We start from the raw sequence: 21,602 nt of genomic DNA on the forward strand, positions 1-21,602 counted from the left end.
AAAGGGAACAGCATGAGACACAGCACCAGGCGACTGCTCACGGTGGCTTCAGTAGCCGCTATCTCCGCACTCGCACTCAGCGCATGCACCGCTCCGGCGGAAGATACAGGATCGGGTTCGGGCGATTTCGAGCCGATCACCGACATCAGCCTCCAGCTGCAGTGGCTGCCGCAGGCGCAGTTCGCGGGCTACTACGTGGCACTCGACCAGGGTTATTTCGAGGAGGAGGGTTTCGATAACGTCGACATCATCCCCTCGGGCGGAGACATAGTTCCGCAGGATGCCCTCGTGGCTGGCGACGTCGACTTCGCGGTGGCGTGGGTTCCGAAGGTGCTCGGCACCCTCGAGGCAACCGGAGCCGAGCTCACCGACATCGCGCAGGTCTACCAGAAGTCCGGAACCCTGCAGGTCTCATTCAAGGGCGATGGCGTCGCCGACGTCGCCGACTTCGAGGGGAAGCGCATCGGTTCCTGGGGCTTCGGCAATGAGTGGGAGATCTTCGCGGCCATGGCTGCCGACGACCTCGACGCATCGTCGGTTTCGATCACCACGCAGGACTTCTCGATGAACGCGCTGCTCGATGGTGACGTCGACGCCGCCCAGGCGATGACCTACAACGAGTGGGCGCAGATCCTGGAGGTGGTGAACCCGGCGACGGGCGAGCTGTACCAGCCCGAAGACTTCGACGTCGTCTCCTACGAAGACACCGAGGGCGCGATGCTTCAGGATGCGATCTGGGCAGACACCGCCAGGCTCGATGACCCTGCCTACGCCGACGCGGCGGTCAGGTTCCTCAAGGCCGTCACCAAGGGCTGGATCTTCGCGAGGGACAACCCCGAGGAGGCCGCATCGATCACCTACGACGCCGCGGTCAACGCCGAGGCTGCCTTCCCCGTCGGACCTGTACACCAGACCTGGCAGATGAACGAGGTCAACAAGCTCATCTGGGCCGGCGGCGACTTCGGTCTCATCGACCAGGCGGCCTGGGACAAGACCGTTGCGGGTGCGCTCGCGGCAGTCAACCAGGACGGCATCAACCTCATCACGGCTGAGCCTGCCGAATCGGCATACTCGAACGAGTACATCCAGAAGGCACTCGATGAACTCGCCGCTGAAGGGGTAACGGTCGGAGGCGACTACACGCCGATCGACGTCGTGCTCACTGAGGGTGGCCAGTAACAGGCGGCCAGCAACAGGCGGCCAGTAACACTCACGCAGCATCGGGGCGGGCGGCCATCGGGTCGCTCGCCCTTCTGTGTGCCCGCGGCTGCACTGTCGGCGTGCCCCCGTAGCATCGGAAGATGACACAGCCGTTCGAACCCAGCAGGCAGGCCGCGCTCGCGGCTCTGGCAGAGTTCCTGCCGCGCGCCGGTCGCCACTATGCGATGGATCGCAACCACGACCGCGGCCCTGCGGATCGCAGCAACGTCTCGGCGCTCTCGCCATACCTGCGGCACCGGCTCCTGACCGAGCGTGACGTGGTGGAAGCGGTGCTCGAACGCCACAGCCTCGCGGCGTCCGAAAAATTCGTGCAGGAGGTGTTCTGGCGCACCTACTGGAAGGGCTGGCTGGAGCTGCGGCCTGAGGCCTGGCGGCGGTATCGGAGCGACGTCGAGGCCCTGCTTCCTGGCATAGGCAACGCCGAGTGGTCGGCCGGATACGCTCGCGCCTGTGAGGCACGAACCGGAATCGAGTGTTTCGACGCCTGGGTCACAGAGCTCGCCGAATTCGGCTACCTGCACAATCACACGCGCATGTGGTTCGCGAGCATCTGGATCTTCACGCTCGGCCTGCCGTGGCAGCTCGGCGCCGACCTGTTCTACCGCCGGTTGCTGGATGGGGACGCGGCATCCAATACCCTCTCGTGGCGATGGGTCGCCGGTCTCCAGACTGTGGGCAAGACCTACCTCGCACGGCCAGACAACATCGAGCGCGCCACTGACGGCAGGTTTTCGCCGACCGGGCTCGCGAGCGTCGCACCGGCGCTGGAGGAGCCACCGCTGCCCGCGGCACTCTCGCTCGAACTGTCATCGGCTGCTCCGAGTGGCGACGTCGGTCTGCTGATCCACGAAGACGACCTGCACTCCGAGAGCCTGGCACTGGGCGGGGCCACCGTGCGTTCGATCGCGGGGTGGCACCGGGCAGAGGATCGCTCGCCGCTGGGCTGCTCGGATTCCGTCGCCGCTTTCACGACCGCCGCCGTCGGTGACGGCCTCACCCGGGCGTCAGCACACTTCGGGGTGGATGCCACGGAACTGCCCGGCAGCGATGCCGCCGCCGTGCTCGACTGGGCGCGGGAGAACGGCGTGACCACGGTCGTCGCCCCGTTTGCGCCGATCGGCCCCGTGCAGGAGCGGTTCGGCGCGCTGGCCACCGTCCTCGAGGGGGCTGGTGTCACCCTCACCACGGTGCGACGGGAGTGGGATGCACAGGCCTGGCCGCATGCCGGCCGCGGCTTCTTCCCGTTCCGCGATAGGATCCCGGCGCTGCTTGCTGACCAGGGGATCGGCGGGCCTGGGAACCGTGCTTAAGGGGCTCCTGCGTAATACTCTGTAGGGGTGACCACGACAGTCAATACCCATAACACCTCCGGCTCCGCTCCGGCCGCGCCGACGCCCTCAGCGGAAGGCACGCGGGCGTACGATCTCGATCGCGCGCACGTCTTCCACTCCTGGTCTGCGCAGGGCGCCCTCAACCCGATGGTGATCGCCGGCGGCAAGGGATCCGAGGTCTGGGACTTCGATGGAAACACCTACCTCGACTTCTCCAGCCAGCTGGTCAACACCAACATGGGCCACCAGCATCCGGCGATCGTCGACGCGATCAAGGCGCAGGCCGACATACTGACGACCGTCGCCCCTGCCGCGGCCAACCTGGCTCGCGGCGAAGCAGCCAAGCGCATCATCGCGAAAGCCGACTCGCACTTCGGCAAAGTCTTCTTCACCAACGGCGGGGCCGATGCGAACGAGAACGCCATCAGGATGGCGAGGCTCACCACCGGTCGCGACAAGATCCTCTCCACGTACCGCTCGTACCACGGCAACACCGGAGCCGCCATCGTCGCCACCGGCGACTGGCGCCGCATGCCCAACGAATACTCCCGCGGTCACGCGCACTTCTTCGGACCATTCGCCTATCGCTCAGAGTTCTGGTCGAACTCCGAGGAGCAGGAGTGCGAGCGTGCGCTGCAGCACCTCGAGCGCGTGATCGTCTCGGAAGGGGCATCCACGATCGCCGCCATCCTGCTGGAGACCGTGCCCGGCACCGCTGGAGTGCTCGTGCCGCCGCCCGGCTACCTCCCCGGTGTGCGTGCGCTGTGCGACAGGTACGGCATCCTGCTCATCCTCGATGAGGTCATGTGCGGCTTCGGTCGCACCGGCCAGTGGTTCGCCTGGCAGGGATTCGACGTCGTGCCTGACCTCGTGACCTTCGCCAAGGGCGTCAACTCGGGCTATGTACCGGCCGGAGGCGTGCTCATCTCAGAATCGATTGCCAACGAATTCGAGACGCAGGTATTCCCCGGTGGGCTCACCTACTCCGGTCACCCGCTCGCCATGGCCTCCATCGTCGGATCGATCGATGCGATGGATGCCGAAGGCGTCGTCGAGAATGCCCGCACCATCGGCACGGATCACCTGGCCCCCGGCCTCGCCGAGCTCGCTGAGAAGCACGAGCTCATCGGCAACGTGCGGGGTTTGGGCGTGTTCTGGGCACTCGACCTCGTCGATGACCGGGAATCCCGCCAGGCCGTCTCCGGCGGCGTCATCCTGCAGCTCAAGAAGGCGATGCTCGCGCGCGGGCTCCTGCCGTTCTCGGCGGATAACCGCATCCACGTCGTGCCGCCGTGCATCGTCACGCCGGACCAGGTGGCCCAGGCGCTGGCCATCTACGACGAAGCCTTCACGGAGGTCGAGGCGGGCCTGTAGCGCGCCCGTTCACCTGCTTTCGGCGCTGCGCAGCGCTATCCGGCCCAGAAGCGTAGGATCGTCTCTCGTGTCACATCTCATTCAGACCCCGTACACGGTTGCGGTCTACGACCTCATGCACCGTCCAGGCGAGATGCGCGAGAAGGATCTCGACGTCGTCGTGCCTGAAGACTTCGGCAACGCCGTCATCGGGGTGAAAACAGGTTCGGCGATGCATATCGACGTGCGCCTGGAGTCGCTTCACGACGGCATCCTGGTGTCGGGAAAGATTCGAACGACGGCCGACGGGGAGTGCGTCAGGTGCCTCACCGAGGTGCAGCTTCCGGTCCGGGTCGAATTCCAGGAGCTTTTCGCGTATTCTTTTGACGAAGCTTTTGACTATACGGTTCACGACGACCACGTCGACCTGGAACCTGTAGTCAGGGATGCGGTGGTGCTGTCACTACCGTTCCAACCGGTCTGTCAGGAAGATTGCCTCGGCCTGTGCCCAGAGTGTGGGGTGCGGCTTCTGGACAACCCGGGTCACGAGCATGACGCTCCCGTCGATCCACGATGGGCAGCGCTTGCCGGGCTCGACAACCTGAACGACACCACGACCACAGACCCTGTCGATTTCGACACAGAAGAAAAGAGTTAGCCATGGCTGTACCGAAGCGCAAAATGTCGCGGGCATCGACCCGCATGCGCCGCGCCCAGTGGAAGGCCACCGCCCCCACGCTCGTCAAGACCATCGAAAACGGCAAGACCGTTTACAGCCTCCCGCACCGCGCGAAGGTCGTCGAGGACTCGACCGGCACGCCCCTTTACATGGAGTACAAGGGCCGCAAGGTCGCCGACGTCTGAGTTGATGGCTCGCCCTTCGGGCGACGCATCGCCTAGCCGACCATGACGCCAAACACTGACGAACTATCGTCCGTACTCGGCGTCATTGTCGCGCCCGCACTCTTCGAGCTGGCGCTGACCCACAGGTCGTTCGCATACGAGAACGGTGGGATCGCCCACAACGAGCGGCTCGAGTTTCTCGGCGACTCGATTCTCGGCCAGTCCGTGACGGTCATGCTCTACACAGAGAACCCGACTCTCGATGAGGGAGAGCTGGCCAAGCGGCGGGCCAGCCTGGTATCGAGCGTCGCGCTGGCCGAAGTCGCCCGCTCGATCGGCCTTGGTGCCTACATCCGGCTCGGTAGGGGCGAAGAGCTGACCGGTGGCCGCGACAAGTCGTCGATCCTCGCCGACACCGTCGAGGCGTTGATCGGCGCCACCTACCTCGACCTCGGTGGCGACGTCGCCACCGCGCTCGTACTAAGGCTGATCCGCCCCCTGCTCGACAATCCCGACCGTTTCGGTGCGTCCATGGACCCGAAGACCAGTCTCCAGGAGCTGGCGGCCCGGCTCGGCCGCGGCCTGCCGAACTACCGGGTCGGGGACAGCGGACCGGACCACTCGAAGCGCTTCCACGCCACCGTGCTGCTCGGCACCGACCCGATCGCGGAGGGACACGGCTCCAGCAAGAAGCACGCCGAGATGGCGGCGGCGCTGCAGGCGTGGACGCTGCTGCAGACTCCCGTCGCCTGACCGTGCCGGAGCTGCCAGAAGTCGAGGTGGTGCGCGCCGGGCTCGAGCCGGCCGTGACCGGTGCCAGCGTGGCATCCGTCACCATCTTCGACGAGCGTTCGCTGCGTCGGCATGACGGTCCCGCTGAGGATTTCATCGACCGCCTCGTGGGCCGCACGATGCTCACTCCGCTGCGCCGCGGCAAGTTCATGTGGATCCCGCTCGACGGGGGAGTGGAAGCGGTCGTCACCCATCTCGGCATGAGCGGCCAGGTGCTGCTGCGTGACACGGAGACGGATGACGCGCGCACGAGAATCCGCGTTGACCTGCAGCATCCCGAGCACGGGCCGTTGCGGCTCAACTTCGTGGACCAGCGCCTCTTCGGCTCGATGGCGATCGATTCGCTCGTGCCCTCCGTGGATGGCGGTGACGTCGTGCCCTCGAAGGTCGTGCACATCGCCAGGGATCCACTGGACGAGCGCTTCGATGACGCGCTTTTCCTCTCGCGACTGGCCCGCAAGAACACCACCATAAAGCGGGCGCTTCTCGACCAGACGCTCATCAGTGGTATCGGCAACATCTATGCCGATGAGTCGTTGTGGGCCGCGAAAGTGCACTACGAGCAGCCGACCGCCACCCTCAGCCGGGCCCGGGCAAAGCTGCTGCTGGCCGAGGTGCGACTCGTGCTGCGCAAGGCCCTTGCCGAGGGCGGCACCAGTTTCGATGCGCAGTACCTCAATGTGAACGGGCAGTCAGGTTACTTCGCCCACTCGCTCAACGCCTACGGGCAGCAGGGTAAGCCGTGCCCGCGATGCGGTCGGCCGATCATCCGCGAGTCGTTCATGAACCGCGGATCGCACTTCTGCTCTTTTTGCCAGCGGGCGCGTTAGGCCTCGGGAAGGTCGTCGACAGTCAGCGCTGCGTGTTATAGCCCGTAGTTGACTGCGGCGGGGGCCCCGATGGTGGTGATGGGACCATCTGATGGGTACGCTGCGACGCCGACGCAGTTGCTCGGAATGGCTGAGTCGCTCGAATCCGGGAACTCAGGAAGCTCGATGCAGCCGATCTTCGTGAATTCGGTGAGCACTCCGCTCTCGTCCGAATAGCTTTCGGTCTGACCTGGGTAACGCGTAGAGAGATCGCCCTGGCCATCGCCGACGCGAACCCCGTCCGGGCCCTGAATGGTCACTCCACGAACTGTGGGCACAGAGGTGGAGATAATGACACTCGGCGAATACGGGTAGCTCCCTGTGCCCGACGTAGGATCACTCTCGTAGCCGTACCTCCAAGCCACATGGAACCCGTCCCAATCGTATTTCGTGCCCGAGAATGTGAAATCGGATGCAACGGGCTCGATTATCTCGACCACGGGAGCAAAGCCGAAGAGCTCACTCAGCTTCGCGGCAACGTCGGCACCGCGACCGTAGTAGTCCAGCGTCGCGAGCTGCTTGCCGTTCTGGTCAGCCGCGACCGCCGAGTCGGCGTTGAGTGTGATGGTTGCGAGATACGGGGTGGGTGTGGGTGTGGGCGTAGGCGAAGAACTCGCAACTGGTGCACGGGTCGGCGAGGTGCCAGCCGGAGACGCCGCGCATCCGGCGAGCGTCATGAGCCCGAGGAGTCCAATCAGAGCGGGTAGACAGCGAGGCTTCCTCATAGCCCGATCGTATCTCAGCGTGCCAGCCGAGAGTGGATCATGCTCGAATAGTTACTCGACCGTGAACCTGATGTCTGTGCTCACTGAGCGCGAGTGCATGTGGGTCGCATCCCCATTGATACCAGCGCCCGACCCGGTCGTTACGCCTCGAGTGCGGCCTCGACTTGGTCCGATTCGGCCTCAGGCCCAGTCGAGCCGCTCCCGGCCTGCTTGAAGAAGACCTGACCATGGAAGTCGATTCCGAGGGCGCCCATCGCGGCGAGCAGGTCCGAGGGGATCAGGAATCCGGCCTGCATGCGGTCGGAGTATCCGTTCCAGGCGATCTCGATAAAGTAGTGCTCGCGCAGCTTGTCGAGGGCTTTGCGCTTCGGCTGCAGCGTTTCGATGAGGCCGTGCACACTCGAAAAGTCCGACTCCTCCGACGACAGGGTTTCCGGCGAATCGAGCACCCAGATCGAGTGGGTGCGTTCGCGCATGGACGGTTTGCCGTCGGATCCGGGGCGAACACGACCGATGGGGTCACCCAGTTCCGCTGTCGCCGTGGGCTCGAGCCCGAGCACTTTCGTCACCGCTGCTGCTGTATGCGTGAGGCTCTTGATCGAGAGGCTCGCTTTTCCGTCAATGACCACTCGACAACCCTAACGACCCTTCGGTGTCCCCGCCGCACCGCGGGCCAGCGTCACCGAGAATTTCGCGCCACCGCCGGGAGGATTCGATACGGCGATAGACCCTCCGAGCCTTTCGACGAGCCGCGCCGCGATGGACAGGCCGAGCCCGGTTCCCACGGATCGAACGTCGCGATAGCGGGCTCTGAGAGCGCCGCGATCGAACGCGTGAGCCAGGTCGGCATCGTCGATCCCCGGACCATTGTCGACGACATCCACGGTCGTTGCACCGAGAACGAGCACGACACTCGAGCTCCCCGCTCGAAGGGCGTTCTCGACCAGCCCGTCGAGCACCTGGCGCAGTCGGTGCGCGTCGGTCGCGACAGGGGAACTCGCGGTGGATGCCTCGCCCTCCGCCGCGGACACCGTGGCGCCGAGCAGCGAAGCTCTCCCGCTCCACGCCTCGACGACCTCTGCGAGCACGGCCTGAAGGTCCACGGGTGCCGCGGAGATGCTGAAGTCATCGGCCTCGAGCCGGGCCAGCTCGAGCAGGTCGGCGACGAAGGTGTCAAGCCGCTCGGTCTCGGCGACGAGGGTTCGTCCGGTCGCAGCGACGTCATCGACGAGGCCGTCAGCCATGGCTTCGGCGTATCCGCGCACGGCCGTGAGCGGGGTCCTCAGCTCGTGGGAGATCGACAGCAGGAACTCGCGCTGCCGGGCTTCGGAGGTGGTCAGAGCGGTGTCGAGCGTGGTGAGGGCGGTGGCGACATCCATCAGCTCACTGGTGTTCGGGCTGGGGACTGTCACCCCGCGCTCACCGGCCGCCAGTCTCCTGGCGGCGGCGGCAGTCTGGCTGAGTGGCCTCGACAGCTGGCGCCCGAGAAGGGCTCCACCGAGCACGGCGACGGCGAGTCCGATGCCGAGAGCCACGACGATCCTCGCCGTGACCTGTCCCAGCGCCCTGTCGATCGAGCTGAGGGGCAGTGCAAGCACCACGGAGGTTCGGTCCCTCGCGGATCTCGCCTCGACGATCGCGCGGCCCTGCGCGTCGCCGCGCGAGGTTGACACAGCTTCTCCCCGGTCGAGGGCACGCAGGATCCTGGCGTCGACGAGGCCGGCCGCGGTTCCGCTCACGCTGCCGTCGGCACTCACCAGGGCAACTTCCGTGCCACCCAGCGCGAGGCTCGCTCTCTCGGAGAGGTCGGCCGCGGTCGCGAGTCCCGGCAGTCGAGCCAGGATCTCGGCCTGGGCGGCCACCTGGGTTCGCGCCTCCTGGAGGGCGGTCGAGCGCACCAGCTGCAGCGAGATCAGCCCGGTGACGAGCACAGCGACGACGGCGACGATGACAGTGATCGCGGTGATCCGGGCGCGAAGCGACCTCATGACGCGGAGTATCCGACGCCGCGCACCGTGCGAATCGGGTTCGGCTCGCCGAGCTTCGCGCGTACCTGGGCGACGTGCACGTCGACAGTCCGACCGGCGCCGTAGTCCACGTGACCCCAGACGCTCGACAGAAGCTGCTCCCGTGAAAACACCTGCCCGGGAGCCGACAGGAGTTTGGCGAGCAGGTCGAATTCGGTCGCGGTGAGCGCGACATCCATACCGTTATTCGACACGATCCTGCGAAGGGGATCGAGTGCCAGTGAGCCCAGCTCGACTGGACCTGAAGAGGGAGGGCCGCCCTGGCGTCGAAGGATGCCCTTTATGCGGGCGACGAGCTCGCGGGGAGAGAACGGCTTGACGAGGTAATCGTCTGCGCCGAGTTCGAGGCCGAGCAGCCTGTCGATCTCATCGTCGCGCGCGGTAACGAAGATGATGGCGACCCAGTCTCCGCTGGCGCGCAGCGCGCGGCAGACCTCGATACCGTCCATGCCGGGCAACCCGACGTCGAGCACGACGGCGACGGGCTTATAGGTGCGGATCGCCGCAAGCCCTGCGATCCCGTCACGCTCGAGGTGCACTCCGAAGCCGGCCTGCGTGAGGTACAGCCGCTGGACATCGGCGATGGATGGCTCGTCTTCGACGATCACCACCAGTCCACGCCCGTCGGTCATGCGTTCATTCAAGTGCATCCGGATACGCAGCGGTGGACGGTTTACGTTCCTCGAACATTCCCCTGACCGGCCACTGACATGGCGCTGCGATTGTCGATCCCGTCACCAGAGTGGTGGCACAGCGAAAGGACACCCCATGCGAACCTCCACCAACACTGCCGTGCGTTACCTGGGCGGCATCACCATCGCCTCCAGCCTGATCCTCGGGCTGGGCGCTACGGCGGCTTCGGCCAGCGCTCCCGCCTCGAAATCTGGCAACTGCGAGTTCGGCGAGCACCTCGTCGAGGTGTGGGCCCAGGCGCCGGCCGAGTTGCAGAGCGACCTGAAAGCACTCCGCGCGACACCCGAGGGTGAGCGTCGTTCGGCTGCCCGGGAGATTCGCAACAGCGCGATCACTGGCGAGTATGGCGCCCAGGTGCAGGAGAAAGCCCAGAAGGTCCGCGCTATGAGGGTGAAGGCATTTGCACACCTGCCTGCGGAGCTTCGTGCAGACCTTCGAGTCGTGAAAGCTGCAGAACCAGCAGACCGGCTCGAGCTGGTCGAGCAGATCGCCGATGACGCGCTCGCGGGCGGATACGGCCCGAAGGCGCAGGCGACGGCCGAACGCATCAGGTCGAGCGACGCCTGGCAGGACTGTGTGGCCCGCTAGACCAGATCCTTCCGCCACGCGCTCTCGCTCGCGATCGGGGTGAAGCCGACACTCTCGTTCACATCGAGCATGTGCCGGTTCTCCTCGGCATTGAACGTGATGACCGAGGGATGCCCCGGCGCGACCCGTTCGAGATGGGCCAGGTTCGCGACCTTCAGTACCATGCCGAGCCGGTGCCCCCTGTGCTCGCGCAGCACGAGGGTCGCGTACTGGTCGACCGCGCGAGCCACATGTCGCGGAACCGACAACACGGTGAATCCGACCAGGCCGCCCGTAGGGAGGTGCTCGACGGCGGCCACCACTCGCCGCCGGGGGCTGAGGCGGGCGTTGCGGTCGTCAGACTCGATCACGCGATCGACGGTCCAGACATCCTCGGGCTCCTCGAGGCCGGCTGACGGGGCATCCGTGCTCATCCGAGTGGCGAGCAAGGCGAAGCTCTCGAGCCAGCGTTCCGGCGTGCGCCCATCCCAGTAGTGGAGTGCGTAATCCGCGCCACTGAACTGCTCGGCATCGGCCAGGCGGTCCGCCAGACCGTCGAGGGGGAGAGCGAGCCTGCTCGCTCGTTCCACCTGCTCTAGCCGGTAGCCCCGAGCTAACAAGAATCTGGTGTCGGGGTGGTCGCGGGGGACGGCCCCGAATCCGGTGGGCGGAGTCAGTTGCTCTCCGTCCATCGGCGGAATCGGGGTGTAGACGAGCGCCTTGGACTTGCCGTCGGATGCCGCCATCGATTCGACGGCCTCCGCAAGGGCGGTGCCGATGCCGATGCCGCGAAACTCGGGGAGCACCTGGGCGGCGAGCCACGCGGAATCCGCGTCATCGCCGGACTGGGTCTCGTAGATGCCGCGACCTGCCATGCGGCCATCCACCCTGGCCACAAGCAGAGTCATCGGCTCGTGCGGGTTGAGGAAATGGGGCAGCTCTTCCGCTGGCTCATAGTTCATGTCCGTCGTGCCGTACCCGATGGCGTTGACGGCGTTGCCCAGCTCGATGGCCTCGATGAAATCGGCGGCGCCGGGGTCAGCGATGTCGGCGGGAATGGTCACCTCGTCGATGGTGAACGCGGTCATGGCATCCTGTCGCTTCCTGCCGCTGGCGCAGCCGACCAGATTACATCCGAGGTGCCGCGGGTCAACAGACCGTGATTGAAGCGTTATCGGGCTACGCTATAGGCCGAAGTTGTTATTGATGGGTGTGGTAATCCGCGTAATGACCCCTTCTCCGGACGTCCAGAAAGCGTGGACCGAAAAGGAGAGACCGGTGTTGTAGCTGTCGTCGGGCAGCGGGACCGTCCCGAAACTGACCTGGGACTCATCGGGCTGATCGGGATTCAGATAGTTGGGCCGCGTGATAATCGGGTAATTCGCTGCGAGTGGCGCCGCGTCGTCGCCCACCATCACCCCATCGACGGTGTCGACCTGGACTCCGTTGACGGAAGCGGCAGTAATCGAGACCCCCGCTACAGTGTCGTAGGGACGTACTCCTGGCTGATCGCCGGACCTGCCGAATGTTGTGGCGTCAAAGAGCACGAAGCCGTCCCAGTTATGCGCGGTGTCCGAGCTACGATCGCAATTGCAGGGACCTTCGCGGACGGTTTCGGGAGAAACTCCGAAAGCGTTAGTCAGGACCCGAATGATCTCATCGGGCGGCGTGAAAAAATCCACGGCATCGACCACGTTCCCCTCGGAATCCGTGACCGTGATCGAGTCGGCGAGCACGGTCACCCTCTCGATCGTGGGTTCCGGTTCCGGTTCCGGCTCTGGCTGCGGAGCCTTGGTCTCGACAGCGCTGGGAGTCGGGATCGGGATGGCCTCCGGACCTGCCTCGGCGCAACCGACGATCGATAGCGCAATCGCTAGCACGGGAAGAATGGCGATCCGGGTGATCAGTGTCACGTCACAGCCCGTAGTTGCTCACGGGTGCACGGATAGTGGTGACCGTGGTGAACGGTTCAAGTGACTGGACGGCCACGAAGTCGGCCGCGGGCCCGTCGAAGCCCTCGGAATCAACCGGGATCTGATCGACTTTGACTCTGAAGAGGTCGCCATCCGGGGTGGGGACGGTCGAGGCGGCTGTCGGATCTGATGCGGCAAGGGCCTGAAGGTCGTCACCGACCTGGACGCCCCCGGCAGCCCTGATGGGGACTCCACCGACTGTGGCCGCGGTCGCCGTGATGAAAAATCCCCTGGGGCCGAACTCAGAGACGATGTACCTGATCTCAAACCCGGGCCACGACTGGATCTCGTATGTCGAGTCAGCTCCCTCTCCCGGCCTTGTGTCACTCGACACTGTGGGCTCGGTGCCGAAGTATTCGGTGAGAGCAGTGATCTCGGCAGGATTCCGGTCGGCATGCAGCCAGGAATCTGTCATCGTGTCATCCGAGTACACATCGAGGCTGAGCGTGGTGATCTCGATGCTGGTGACTGCCGCGGCTGTCGGCTCGGCGGTCGGCTCGAGAGTCGGGGTCGGGGTCGGGCTGGCGCTCACGACGGGATTCGTGGCGGGCACGCACGCCGTCAGTGACAGGAGTAGCGCCGCAAGCACGGCGCCGGTCGACAAACGAATCGCTCTCATGATTGAAGAGTAGGGCGTCATTCATGGCACGCAAGGAGCGCATGGATCACAATCGCGCAACAGGTCGGTCCGCGCCGACACTGTGCCCTCTGGTTACCGCCTGCACGGCCGGAGGCCACCTCTCCGGTACCGTGTATGCAGCATCCGGGACCAACGAAAGGGCGGCGACTTGTACCTGAAGAGCCTGACCCTGAAGGGGTTCAAGTCTTTCGCGCAGCCGACCACTTTCGCGTTCGAGCAGGGCGTGACGTGTGTCGTAGGTCCAAACGGTTCCGGCAAGTCCAATGTGGTGGATGCCCTGGCCTGGGTCATGGGCGAACAGGGTGCCAAGACCCTCCGCGGCGGCAAGATGGAAGACGTCATCTTCGCGGGGACGGCGACCAAGGGCCCACTCGGGCGGGCAGAGGTCATCCTCACCATCGACAATGCCGACGGCGCCCTGCCGATCGAGTATTCCGAGGTCACCATCAGTCGCACCCTGTTCCGCAACGGCGGCAGCGAATATGCGATCAACGGCGACCAGTGCCGGCTGCTCGACGTACAGGAGCTGCTGAGCGACAGCGGCCTCGGCCGTGAGATGCACGTCATCGTCGGGCAGGGCCAGCTCGATGCCGTGCTTCGAGCGACACCCGAGGAACGTCGCGGGTTCATCGAGGAGGCCGCGGGCATCCTGAAGCATCGCCGCCGCAAAGAAAAGACCATCCGCAAGCTCGATGCGATGCAGGCGAACCTGCTGCGACTCTCCGACCTCGCCGGCGAGATCAGGCGCCAACTGAAGCCGCTGGGCCAGCAGGCCGAGATCGCAAAGGAGGCGGCATCCATTGCCTCGATCGTGCGGGATGCCCGAGCCCGACTTCTCGCGGATGAAGTGGTCGAGCTGCGCGCCGCGATCACCGACTTCAGCCGCAGCGAATCCGAGCGCAAGACCGAGCGGATCGTGCTGCAGGAGCAGCTCGACCAGGCGAAGCTGCGCGAGGGCCGACTGGAACACGCCCAGGTCGGTGACGCCGTCGACCTCGCCCGGAGAACCGCGTTCGGGCTGGAGTCGGCACAGGAGCGACTGCGTAACCTCTACACGCTCGCGAACCAGCGCCTCGCTCTTCTGGGGCAGCAGGGTGAGGGTCCGTCACTCGGCACCTCCGTGAGCCAGGCTTCGGTGATCGAGGCGCAGGATGAAGCGAAGCGGCTCGCGGCGGGGGTCGCCGACGCTGAGGTGGCCGTGGGCATCGCCGCTGCGGCATCCGCCACAGCCAAGGCTTCACTGGATTCTCTCGATGACGAGATCTCGGCCCAGAGCGCGCTCGTCTCCCGACACGAACTCGAACTCGCCGGTCTCGCGTCCCGCGTGGATGTGGCGCGCTCCACTCTTGCCGCCGCTCGGGGCGAACTCTTGCGCCAGCAAAACGCGATCGAACAGGCCGAGCAGCGCAGGGAGGCGTCGAGAACCCAGTTCGTCGCGCTCGAAGCGACGGCCGCGACCTCCGACGAGGGCGACGGATCGCTCGATGTCGCCTACGAAGCAGCCGAGGCGCTCGTGGCGACCCTCCAGGGTGAGATCGAAACCCTGCGCGACGAACTGCACGCCGCCGAGAGGGAACGGGATGCGCTCGCCGCGCGCAATTCGGCGCTCTCGCTGGCGGTCGACCAGAAAGACGGATCCAGTGCTCTCGTCGGGGCGAAGCTCCCCGGCATCCGCGGGCTCGTCGCCGAGCATGTGAAGATCGAGCCGGGCTTCGAGGCTGCCATCGCGGCGGCACTCGGCTCGCTCGCGGATGCTGTGCTGGCGGATGACGCGGACAGCGCCTTCTCGGCGCTCGAGGTCTCGGCGGCGAAGGACTTCGGGCGCATCGAGGTCGTGCTCGCAGCGACCGCGCCCGCAGCCCCGTCGCGGGACCTGCCGGGGGTGCGCGCCGCGGTGGATGTCGTCACGGCCCCGAACGGTGTGCTCGGGTTGCTCGCCGGCGTCTACATCGCCGACGATCTGGAAGCCGCCCGCGCCGCCTTCGCCGACATCGACGACGCGACAGTCGTCACCCGTTCCGGCGATGTGCTCACCCGGTACGTGTTGCGCGGCGGCTCAGGAGCTAAACGCTCGCGCCTCGAACTCGTCGCCGAGCGTGACGCAGCGGCAACGAAACTCGCCGTCGTCACCACCCGGATCGAACGGTCGAAGTTCGCCATGGCCGAGCGCCGCGGTGCGCTGGAGACGGCGAAGGTCGAGGCATCCACGTCGCTTTCTGCCCTGCGTGAGTACGACGCCGCGCTCGCCGCGCAGTCCGAACAGCTCGCCAGGTACCGCATCCAGTTCGACGCGGCACAGGCCGAGTGGGATCGCCTGTCGCACGGTCTCGAGCTCACCGCCGAGAATGTTCAGGATGCCGAATCCGCCGTGGAGCGCGCGACAGTGGCCCACGACGACTATGCCTCGACTCCGCGACCCATGCTCGACGTCTCCGCACGCGAGGGCGTGCTCGGAGAGGTGGAGGCTGCTCGTTCCGCGGAGCTGGAGCTGCGTATCCAGCTGGAGACGATTCGTGAGAGGGTCAGGGCCGAGCGTGCCAGGGCCGAAGCTCTCGCAGCCCAGCTCATCGCCGAGCGCGCCGCTGCCGAGGAGCAGGCGCGACTGACGGTCATCCGGCAGCGGCAGGTTGCCGCGGCCACCGAGGTGATCTCCGCGCTGCCCGCCGTGCTCGACGCGGCGGACCGATCGGTGTCCGAAGCGAGGGTGCAGCTGGCGGCGAGGGAAGCCGAGCGGTCGGCCCAGAACGAAGAGCTAGCCCAGTTGCGCCGCGAAGAAGGCGCCCTGCGCCAGCGACTGTTCGCGGTCAGCGAGAACGTGCACGGGCTCGAAATGCAGATCTACGAGAAGAAGCTCCATCTCTCCACGCTGCTGGAGCGTTCAGGGGAGGAGCTCGGACTCGTCGAAGACGTGCTCGTCGCCGAGTACGGCCCCGAGGTTCCTGTGCCTTCCGAAATGACGGACTCGTCGACGGCCCGCCCCGGGATTCAGGATGCCGCTCCCGACGATTCTGCGGATTCTCCGTCATTTCGGAACGGCGACGACAACACCCGGCCCTTCGTCCGCAGCGAGCAGAAGGCTCGGCTGGCCACGGCCGAGCGCAAGCTCGCTCAGCTCGGTCGGGTCAACCCGCTCGCGCTCGAGGAGTTCGAGGCACTCGAACAGCGCCATAAGTTCCTCACGGAGCAGCTCACCGACCTGACGAACACCCGCAAGGATCTGCTCACCATCATCGAAGAGATCGACGAGAAGATGCAGGACATCTTCGGCGCGGCCTTCGAAGACACCCGCGCTGCCTTCAACGAGGTCTTCCCGGTGCTGTTCCCGGGTGGTACCGGCAGCATCCATCTGACCGATCCGGATAATCTGCTCACCACGGGGATCGAGGTCAGCGTCAAGCCGGCGGGCAAGAAGATCGAGCGGTTGTCGCTGCTCAGTGGTGGCGAGCGATCCCTGGCCGCGGTCGCCTTGCTCATCGCGATCTTCAAGGCGCGCCCCAGCCCGTTCTACATCATGGACGAGGTCGAAGCCGCGCTCGATGACGCCAACCTCGGAAGACTGCTGACGATCTTCCAGGACCTGCGCGAGACGTCCCAACTCATCGTCATCACGCACCAGAAGCGCACCATGGAGATCGCCGACGCGCTATACGGTGTCAGCATGCGCGCGGATGGCATCAGCGCTGTCGTCGGCCAGCGGGTCGCGGCCCCAGCGAGCTAGTCGCGCTCGGCGAGCGGTTCGAGCGGCTGGCCGTTGACGGTGAGCACGTCCCAGCCGTCGCCGGCGACCCTGAAGGTCGAGATCGATCCGTTCAGGATCCCGTCGAGCGTGCGCCCCGCGAGGGACGCGAGGGTGTAGCGGATGATCGTGCCGTGGCACACGATCACGACGTTCTCTCCCGGGTAGTCCGCGGCGATGCGGGCGAGTCCGGCGCGGCCGCGCCCGACGACTGACTCGATACTCTCCGCGCCGGGATACTGCCGATCGGGCCAGCGCAGCAGCGCCTCTTCCGTCGACGTTCCCTCGAGCGAACCGTAGTCGCGTTCGGAAAGTTCGGGATAGGCCGGGCCGAGCTCGATCTCCAGCTCGTCGGCGATGATCTGCGCTGTCTCGCGGGCGCGCTGAAGACCGGACGACACGATGGCCGTCCACTCGCCGCCCGCCAGAACGGCAGCTGCCTCCACGGCCTGCTGCCGGCCGAGATCGTTGAGCGGAATGTCGCTGGAGCCCTGGAACAGCAGATCGCGATTCCAGTCGGTCTGGCCATGGCGGATGAAGGCGTACGTCACGAATGTTCTCCCCGGGGTGAACAACCAGTCTCGCAGTTCCTGCGAGTCAGCCCGTCACGAGGCGCCCGAGCTCGACGCCGTCGCTGTCGAGCAGCACCAGCACGTCGCCGTCGAATCCGGCGAGCTGGGCCTGCGCCACCCAGCTGGGCACGAGGGCTCCCTCGCAGGCCATGAGAGTGGATACGCCAGAAGTGGCGAGAAATCCGCCACTCGCGTCGGCAGCCCACCGCCCCGACCCGCCGTTGCACCCGTCGGAGCCGGTCCATGTTCCGTCCGCCGCGAAGTCGACGCCGGCACCGAGGGACGCATCGACTCCCTCTGCCGCCCACTGGCCCTCGAGCGAGCCAGGTGTGAGCGAGCCGGGGAGCGGCTTCGCCTGGGCGAAGTACGCCCGGGTCTCGTCGGTCACCTCGGGGGCTTCGGCGTAGAAGTCGGCTGCATCCGGGATGGGATCGGGAGCGCCGTCGATCGTCAGTGTCGCCACGGGGGAGCCTGCGGCATCCACCAGCTGGAAGCCATCGGAGGTCTGCACGTAGCCTTCGACAGACTCGAGCCAGTCCGCAGTGGGAGCGGTGTCGGTGCCGCAGCCCCCACTGGCGCCGAAGACGGACGCGAGCATGAGGCCGTTCGAGGCTCGCCACGATCCCTGGATCATGCCGCAGTCGCGCCAGAGCTGGAATTCGCCGGCGTCCAGCCTGAGCCAGGTATCTGCCGACTCGCCTTCGGCGCCCGTCACCCTCCAGAGGTCGACGAGTTCGATGGCCGGTGAGTCCTCGGCCACGACTTCTGCGGCGGGAGGAGTGCTCGCGCACCCCGCGAGCAGCGCGATGACGACCAGCGGCGCGAGCAGTCTTCTGAACATGTTTCAAGCATGACGACGAGCTTCGGGATGCGCCACCCAACGTTCCGGCGCAACTGTGCGTCTGGCCAGAGATACCCTTGGAGCATGGCATCCCCGTGGTCTCTGTCCAGCGCGCTCAAGGGCATGTTCACGCGCCCCACCATCGACGACACCACGTGGGATGACCTCGAAGACGCCCTGATCTCGGCCGACTTCGGGCCGGACATCACTGAGTCGATAGTCGACGAGCTTCGCGCGAGTGTCGCGAAGTACCGCACTACTGACCCAGCGGACCTCAAGAGGATGCTGCGCGAGACCCTCGAGGAACGACTCGCGAAGCTCGACCCGACCCTGCACCTGAGCAACCGCCCCGCGGTCGTGCTCGTCGTCGGCGTCAACGGTGTGGGCAAGACGACGACGATCGGTAAGTTCGCGAAGTTCCTTACCAACTACGGGCGCACCGTCGTGGTCGGGGCGGCCGACACGTTCAGGGCGGCCGCCGTCGAGCAGCTGGCAACGTGGGCCGAGCGTGGGGGAGCCGAGATCGTCAAGCCGCAGCAGCAGGGCCAGGATCCGGCATCCGTCGCCTTCCAGACCGTCGAGCGAGCCCAGCGTGAGGGCATCGAGATCGTGCTGATCGACACCGCGGGCCGGCTGCAGACCAAGAGCGGCCTGATGGATGAGCTCGGCAAGATCCGCCGCGTCGTCGAGAAGCAGACCGAGATCGCCGAGGTGCTGCTCGTGCTGGATGCGACGACCGGCCAGAACGGACTCTCGCAGGCCGAGGCGTTCATCCAGCACGCCGGAGTCACCGGGCTCGTGCTGACCAAGCTCGACGGTTCGGCCAAGGGCGGGTTCGTGCTCGCTGTGCAGGAGAAGACAGGCATACCGATCAAGCTCGTCGGCCAGGGCGAGGGCATCGCTGACCTGACCGGGTTCACCCCTCACGTATTCGTGCAGGGGCTGGTTGGCTAGGAGTTCGGTTAGCGTGCGATCGTCATTCCCACGAGTGCCGAGGCGAACGCCAGTGTTGCCGCGATGGTGCGCAGCGTGGTGAACCGCACCCACCTCGGCTCGAAGTCTTCGCGACGGGAGTCACGGTCGAGCGCGACGTTGAGTGGCACGTTCACCATGCCCGTGACAATCCCCACGATCGTCATGGTCGGTCTGTAGCGGGAATCGTCGACGAGAGCCGGTGCCCGGCGCTGATGTCGAGATAGTGACTCGCATTGGTCCTGATGCCCGCGCGCTCGTCTTCGGTCAGCTCGCGCCGCACCTTCGCCGGCACCCCTGCCACGAGTGACCCCGGCGGAACCACGGTGCCCTCGAGCACGACGGCACCGGCGGCCACGAGGGATCCGGTGCCGATGACCGCACCGTTGAGCACTGTCGCTCCCATGCCGATGAGACAGTCATCTTCGATGGTGCAGCCGTGCAGGATCGCGCCGTGGCCGACACTCACCCTGGCGCCCACTGAGGCAGGCCTGCCGGAATCGCAGTGCATGGTGACGTTGTCCTGGAGGTTCGTGTCATCGCCGATCGTGATCGAGTCGACATCGGCCCGCAGCACGGCACCGTAGAACACGCTCGCGCGCTCGCCGAGGGAGACCCGGCCGACGAGCGTGGCATTGGGCGCGACCCACGCAGAATCTGCAACGGTCGGCGACATTCCGGCATACGCAACGATGAGAGCCATTCGTTCAGGCTAACGGGCGTTCCGGATGTCGCAGAAGTATGCCGAGACTCCAGTTGCTGCGAATCCGAAGCCCGCGGCCGCAACAACTGGAGTTTCGCGGCCACCGGCATACGCCCCACCGCACATCCTCACGCTCCCGAGCAGTTAAACTGGCAGCACCATGGCACTTTTCGGAAACCTCACTGATCGTCTCGCCGATACGTTCAAAAACCTGCGCGGCAAGGGCAAGCTCAGCCCCGCAGACATCGATGGCACGGTTCGCGAGATCCGGCGCGCCCTGCTCGAGGCCGATGTGGCCCTCGAGGTCGTCAAGGAGTTCACCGGGCGCGTGCGGGACCGTGCCCTCGGCGACGAGGTCTCTAAGTCGCTGAACCCGGCCCAGCAGGTCGTGCAGATCGTCAATGACGAGCTCGTCGCGATCCTCGGTGGCCAACTCAACGGGGGCCAGCCTCGTCGTATCCAGTTCGCCAAGAACGGGCCGACCGTCATCATGCTCGCCGGCCTCCAGGGCGCAGGTAAGACCACGCTCGCCGGCAAGCTCGCGAAGTGGCTCAAGTCCGAGGGCCACACTCCGATGCTCGTCGCGGCCGACCTCCAGCGACCCAATGCTGTCACCCAGCTCCAGGTTGTGGGGAAGCAGGCCGGGGTCGCCGTCTACGCTCCGGAGCCCGGCAACGGCAAGGGAGACCCGGTCAGGGTCGCCAAGGACGCTCTCAAAGAGGCCAACCGCAAGCAGTACGACGTGGTCATCGTCGACACCGCGGGTCGACTGGGTGTCGATGCGGAACTCATGAAGCAGGCAGCCAACATCCGCAAGGCCGTCGACCCCGACGAGGTGCTCTTCGTCATCGACGCAATGATCGGTCAGGATGCCGTCACCACCGCCCGCGCGTTCCAGGACGGCGTCGACTTCACGGGTGTCGTGCTCTCGAAGCTCGACGGCGACACGAGGGGTGGAGCAGCCCTCTCCGTCGCGAGTGTGACGGGTCGCCCCATCCTGTTCGCCAGCACGGGGGAGTCCCTCGACGACTTCGAGCCGTTCTACCCGGATCGCATGGCGAGCCGCATCCTCGACCTCGGTGACATCCTCACGCTCATCGAGCAGGCGCAGAAGAACTTCGATGAAGAAGAATCGCGCAAGGTCGCCGAGAAGTTCGCGACGGATACCTTCACGCTCGAAGACTTCCTTTCGCAGATGCAGCAGCTCAAGAACATGGGCTCGATCAAGAACATGCTCGGCATGCTTCCCGGAGCCAAGGGCATGCGCGAGCAGCTCGAGAACTTCGATGAATCCGAGATCACGCGCACCGAGGCCATCATCCAGTCCATGACGCTGCAGGAGCGCCGGGTTCCCAAGCTTCTGAATGGATCGCGTCGCGTGCGCATCGCCCGCGGATCGGGAACGACAGTCACTGAGGTCAACGCCCTCGTCAACCGCTTCGAGCAGGCGGCCAAGATGATGAAGACCGTGGCCCGCGGCGGCACTCCGCAGATTCCGGGCATGGGCCCGATCCCCGGGCAGAAGTTCGGTTCGTCGAAGCAGCAGCCCAAGAAGAAGGGCTCGAAGTCGGGTAACCCCGCCAAGCGTGCCGCGGAGAATGCTGCCCTGGCGGCGCCGAAGCCGGCGGCAGCCGGTGGATCCGGCTTCGGTCTCGGCTCGACGCCCGGCGGCCCTTCCGAAGAAGAGCTCGCCAGCCTGCAGAAGTTTCTCGGCCGCTGATCATCCCGCTCCGGGGTTCGTCGT

22 protein-coding genes are annotated in these 21,602 nt (G+C 65.9%); 11 read left to right on the forward strand and 11 right to left on the reverse strand.

What is annotated here, in order from left to right; all coding sequences use genetic code 11:
- Positions 1–12 precede the first annotated feature (12 nt).
- From IWX81_RS00235 to mutM, 7 genes are all read left to right on the forward strand, one after another.
- Entirely contained in the window at positions 13–1,179 is a 1,167-nt protein-coding gene (locus IWX81_RS00235) for an ABC transporter substrate-binding protein (protein WP_199279300.1), read from the forward strand.
- Between the two features lie 122 nt (positions 1,180–1,301).
- Complete coding sequence (locus tag IWX81_RS00240; RefSeq protein ID WP_199279301.1) at positions 1,302–2,531, forward strand: FAD-binding domain-containing protein; 1,230 nt, start codon at positions 1,302–1,304, stop codon at positions 2,529–2,531.
- 27 nt (positions 2,532–2,558) lie between these two features.
- Complete coding sequence (locus tag IWX81_RS00245) at positions 2,559–3,926, forward strand: aspartate aminotransferase family protein (protein WP_199279302.1); 1,368 nt, start codon at positions 2,559–2,561, stop codon at positions 3,924–3,926.
- 67 nt (positions 3,927–3,993) lie between these two features.
- Complete coding sequence (locus tag IWX81_RS00250) at positions 3,994–4,563, forward strand: YceD family protein (RefSeq protein ID WP_334592432.1); 570 nt, start codon at positions 3,994–3,996, stop codon at positions 4,561–4,563.
- A gap of 2 nt (positions 4,564–4,565) precedes the next feature.
- Positions 4,566–4,769 carry a 50S ribosomal protein L32 gene (gene rpmF / locus IWX81_RS00255; protein ID WP_097061410.1) on the forward strand — a complete coding sequence of 68 codons (204 nt, stop codon included), beginning with the start codon at positions 4,566–4,568 and terminating at the stop codon, positions 4,767–4,769.
- Positions 4,770–4,811: 42 nt separating this feature from the next.
- A complete protein-coding gene (gene rnc, locus IWX81_RS00260; protein WP_199279303.1) occupies positions 4,812–5,501 on the forward strand; it encodes a ribonuclease III in 690 nt (229 codons plus the stop codon).
- Between the two features lie 2 nt (positions 5,502–5,503).
- Complete coding sequence (mutM, locus tag IWX81_RS00265) at positions 5,504–6,370, forward strand: bifunctional DNA-formamidopyrimidine glycosylase/DNA-(apurinic or apyrimidinic site) lyase (RefSeq protein ID WP_199280350.1); 867 nt, start codon at positions 5,504–5,506, stop codon at positions 6,368–6,370.
- A gap of 35 nt (positions 6,371–6,405) precedes the next feature.
- On the opposite strand, the gene IWX81_RS00270 is transcribed toward mutM, so the two are convergent.
- The 4 genes from IWX81_RS00270 to IWX81_RS00285 all read right to left on the reverse strand — a co-directional run bounded on the left by IWX81_RS00270 (position 6,406) and on the right by IWX81_RS00285 (position 9,793).
- Positions 6,406–7,134: a hypothetical protein gene (locus tag IWX81_RS00270; protein ID WP_199279304.1), complete on the reverse strand. Its 729-nt coding sequence runs from the start codon at positions 7,132–7,134 to the stop codon at positions 6,406–6,408.
- Between the two features lie 140 nt (positions 7,135–7,274).
- Positions 7,275–7,763 carry a DUF4279 domain-containing protein gene (locus tag IWX81_RS00275; protein WP_199279305.1) on the reverse strand — a complete coding sequence of 163 codons (489 nt, stop codon included), beginning with the start codon at positions 7,761–7,763 and terminating at the stop codon, positions 7,275–7,277.
- A 9-nt stretch (positions 7,764–7,772) separates the two neighbouring features.
- Positions 7,773–9,122 carry a sensor histidine kinase gene (locus IWX81_RS00280; RefSeq protein ID WP_199279306.1) on the reverse strand — a complete coding sequence of 450 codons (1,350 nt, stop codon included), beginning with the start codon at positions 9,120–9,122 and terminating at the stop codon, positions 7,773–7,775.
- Entirely contained in the window at positions 9,119–9,793 is a 675-nt protein-coding gene (locus tag IWX81_RS00285) for a response regulator transcription factor (RefSeq protein ID WP_199279307.1), read from the reverse strand. The genes IWX81_RS00280 and IWX81_RS00285 overlap by 4 nt, the downstream gene beginning before the upstream one ends.
- Before the next feature lie 136 nt (positions 9,794–9,929).
- On the opposite strand from IWX81_RS00285, the gene IWX81_RS00290 reads away from it, so the two are divergent.
- Complete coding sequence (locus tag IWX81_RS00290; RefSeq protein WP_199279308.1) at positions 9,930–10,442, forward strand: hypothetical protein; 513 nt, start codon at positions 9,930–9,932, stop codon at positions 10,440–10,442.
- Here IWX81_RS00290 and IWX81_RS00295 read toward each other — a convergent pair.
- The 3 genes from IWX81_RS00295 to IWX81_RS00305 all read right to left on the reverse strand — a co-directional run bounded on the left by IWX81_RS00295 (position 10,439) and on the right by IWX81_RS00305 (position 13,013).
- Positions 10,439–11,509 carry a GNAT family N-acetyltransferase gene (locus IWX81_RS00295; protein WP_199279309.1) on the reverse strand — a complete coding sequence of 357 codons (1,071 nt, stop codon included), beginning with the start codon at positions 11,507–11,509 and terminating at the stop codon, positions 10,439–10,441. The genes IWX81_RS00290 and IWX81_RS00295 overlap by 4 nt on opposite strands.
- Positions 11,510–11,605: 96 nt before the next feature.
- Positions 11,606–12,334 (reverse strand): hypothetical protein, encoded by a 729-nt coding sequence (locus IWX81_RS00300; protein ID WP_199279310.1) that lies wholly within the window; start codon positions 12,332–12,334, stop codon positions 11,606–11,608.
- Between the two features lies 1 nt (position 12,335).
- Positions 12,336–13,013 (reverse strand): hypothetical protein, encoded by a 678-nt coding sequence (locus tag IWX81_RS00305; RefSeq protein WP_199279311.1) that lies wholly within the window; start codon positions 13,011–13,013, stop codon positions 12,336–12,338.
- 169 nt (positions 13,014–13,182) lie between these two features.
- On the opposite strand from IWX81_RS00305, the gene smc reads away from it, so the two are divergent.
- A complete protein-coding gene (gene smc, locus IWX81_RS00310) occupies positions 13,183–16,752 on the forward strand; it encodes a chromosome segregation protein SMC (protein ID WP_199279312.1) in 3,570 nt (1,189 codons plus the stop codon).
- Here smc and IWX81_RS00315 read toward each other — a convergent pair.
- Both IWX81_RS00315 and IWX81_RS00320 read right to left on the reverse strand, forming a co-directional pair.
- Positions 16,749–17,321, reverse strand: coding sequence for a histidine phosphatase family protein (locus IWX81_RS00315; RefSeq protein WP_199279313.1), 573 nt, complete (start codon positions 17,319–17,321; stop codon positions 16,749–16,751). The genes smc and IWX81_RS00315 overlap by 4 nt on opposite strands.
- Before the next feature lie 46 nt (positions 17,322–17,367).
- Entirely contained in the window at positions 17,368–18,183 is an 816-nt protein-coding gene (locus IWX81_RS00320; RefSeq protein WP_199279314.1) for an META domain-containing protein, read from the reverse strand.
- A gap of 84 nt (positions 18,184–18,267) precedes the next feature.
- On the opposite strand from IWX81_RS00320, the gene ftsY reads away from it, so the two are divergent.
- Entirely contained in the window at positions 18,268–19,137 is an 870-nt protein-coding gene (gene ftsY / locus IWX81_RS00325; protein ID WP_199279315.1) for a signal recognition particle-docking protein FtsY, read from the forward strand.
- Positions 19,138–19,145: 8 nt separating this feature from the next.
- Here ftsY and IWX81_RS00330 read toward each other — a convergent pair whose 3' ends face one another.
- Together IWX81_RS00330 and IWX81_RS00335 are read right to left on the reverse strand one after the other, a co-directional pair.
- Positions 19,146–19,322, reverse strand: coding sequence for a hypothetical protein (locus IWX81_RS00330; RefSeq protein ID WP_199279316.1), 177 nt, complete (start codon positions 19,320–19,322; stop codon positions 19,146–19,148).
- Positions 19,319–19,858, reverse strand: coding sequence for a gamma carbonic anhydrase family protein (locus IWX81_RS00335; RefSeq protein WP_199279317.1), 540 nt, complete (start codon positions 19,856–19,858; stop codon positions 19,319–19,321). The genes IWX81_RS00330 and IWX81_RS00335 overlap by 4 nt, the downstream gene beginning before the upstream one ends.
- Before the next feature lie 160 nt (positions 19,859–20,018).
- Between IWX81_RS00335 and ffh the strand changes: the two genes are divergently transcribed.
- The gene (gene ffh / locus IWX81_RS00340; protein WP_199279318.1) at positions 20,019–21,578 is read left to right on the forward strand and encodes a signal recognition particle protein; all 1,560 of its coding nucleotides are present in this window, start codon (positions 20,019–20,021) and stop codon (positions 21,576–21,578) included.
- The last annotated feature ends 24 nt before the right edge of the window (positions 21,579–21,602 follow it).

The sequence above is a fragment of the Salinibacterium sp. CAN_S4 genome, from assembly GCF_015752305.1.
GTDB lineage: Bacteria > Actinomycetota > Actinomycetes > Actinomycetales > Microbacteriaceae > Rhodoglobus.

Coding starts and splice junctions, on each gene's coding strand:
- IWX81_RS00305 (WP_199279311.1), bottom strand. CDS start 13,013: ATGAGAGCGATTCGTTTGTCGACCGGCGCCGTGCTTGCGGCGCTACTC.
- rpmF (WP_097061410.1), top strand. CDS start 4,566: ATGGCTGTACCGAAGCGCAAAATGTCGCGGGCATCGACCCGCATGCGC.
- IWX81_RS00280 (WP_199279306.1), bottom strand. CDS start 9,122: ATGAGGTCGCTTCGCGCCCGGATCACCGCGATCACTGTCATCGTCGCC.
- IWX81_RS00330 (WP_199279316.1), bottom strand. CDS start 19,322: ATGACGATCGTGGGGATTGTCACGGGCATGGTGAACGTGCCACTCAAC.
- IWX81_RS00335 (WP_199279317.1), bottom strand. CDS start 19,858: ATGGCTCTCATCGTTGCGTATGCCGGAATGTCGCCGACCGTTGCAGAT.
- ftsY (WP_199279315.1), top strand. CDS start 18,268: ATGGCATCCCCGTGGTCTCTGTCCAGCGCGCTCAAGGGCATGTTCACG.
- IWX81_RS00320 (WP_199279314.1), bottom strand. CDS start 18,183: ATGTTCAGAAGACTGCTCGCGCCGCTGGTCGTCATCGCGCTGCTCGCG.
- IWX81_RS00235 (WP_199279300.1), top strand. CDS start 13: ATGAGACACAGCACCAGGCGACTGCTCACGGTGGCTTCAGTAGCCGCT.
- IWX81_RS00240 (WP_199279301.1), top strand. CDS start 1,302: ATGACACAGCCGTTCGAACCCAGCAGGCAGGCCGCGCTCGCGGCTCTG.
- IWX81_RS00285 (WP_199279307.1), bottom strand. CDS start 9,793: ATGACCGACGGGCGTGGACTGGTGGTGATCGTCGAAGACGAGCCATCC.
- IWX81_RS00270 (WP_199279304.1), bottom strand. CDS start 7,134: ATGAGGAAGCCTCGCTGTCTACCCGCTCTGATTGGACTCCTCGGGCTC.
- rnc (WP_199279303.1), top strand. CDS start 4,812: ATGACGCCAAACACTGACGAACTATCGTCCGTACTCGGCGTCATTGTC.
- IWX81_RS00290 (WP_199279308.1), top strand. CDS start 9,930: ATGCGAACCTCCACCAACACTGCCGTGCGTTACCTGGGCGGCATCACC.
- IWX81_RS00295 (WP_199279309.1), bottom strand. CDS start 11,509: ATGACCGCGTTCACCATCGACGAGGTGACCATTCCCGCCGACATCGCT.
- ffh (WP_199279318.1), top strand. CDS start 20,019: ATGGCACTTTTCGGAAACCTCACTGATCGTCTCGCCGATACGTTCAAA.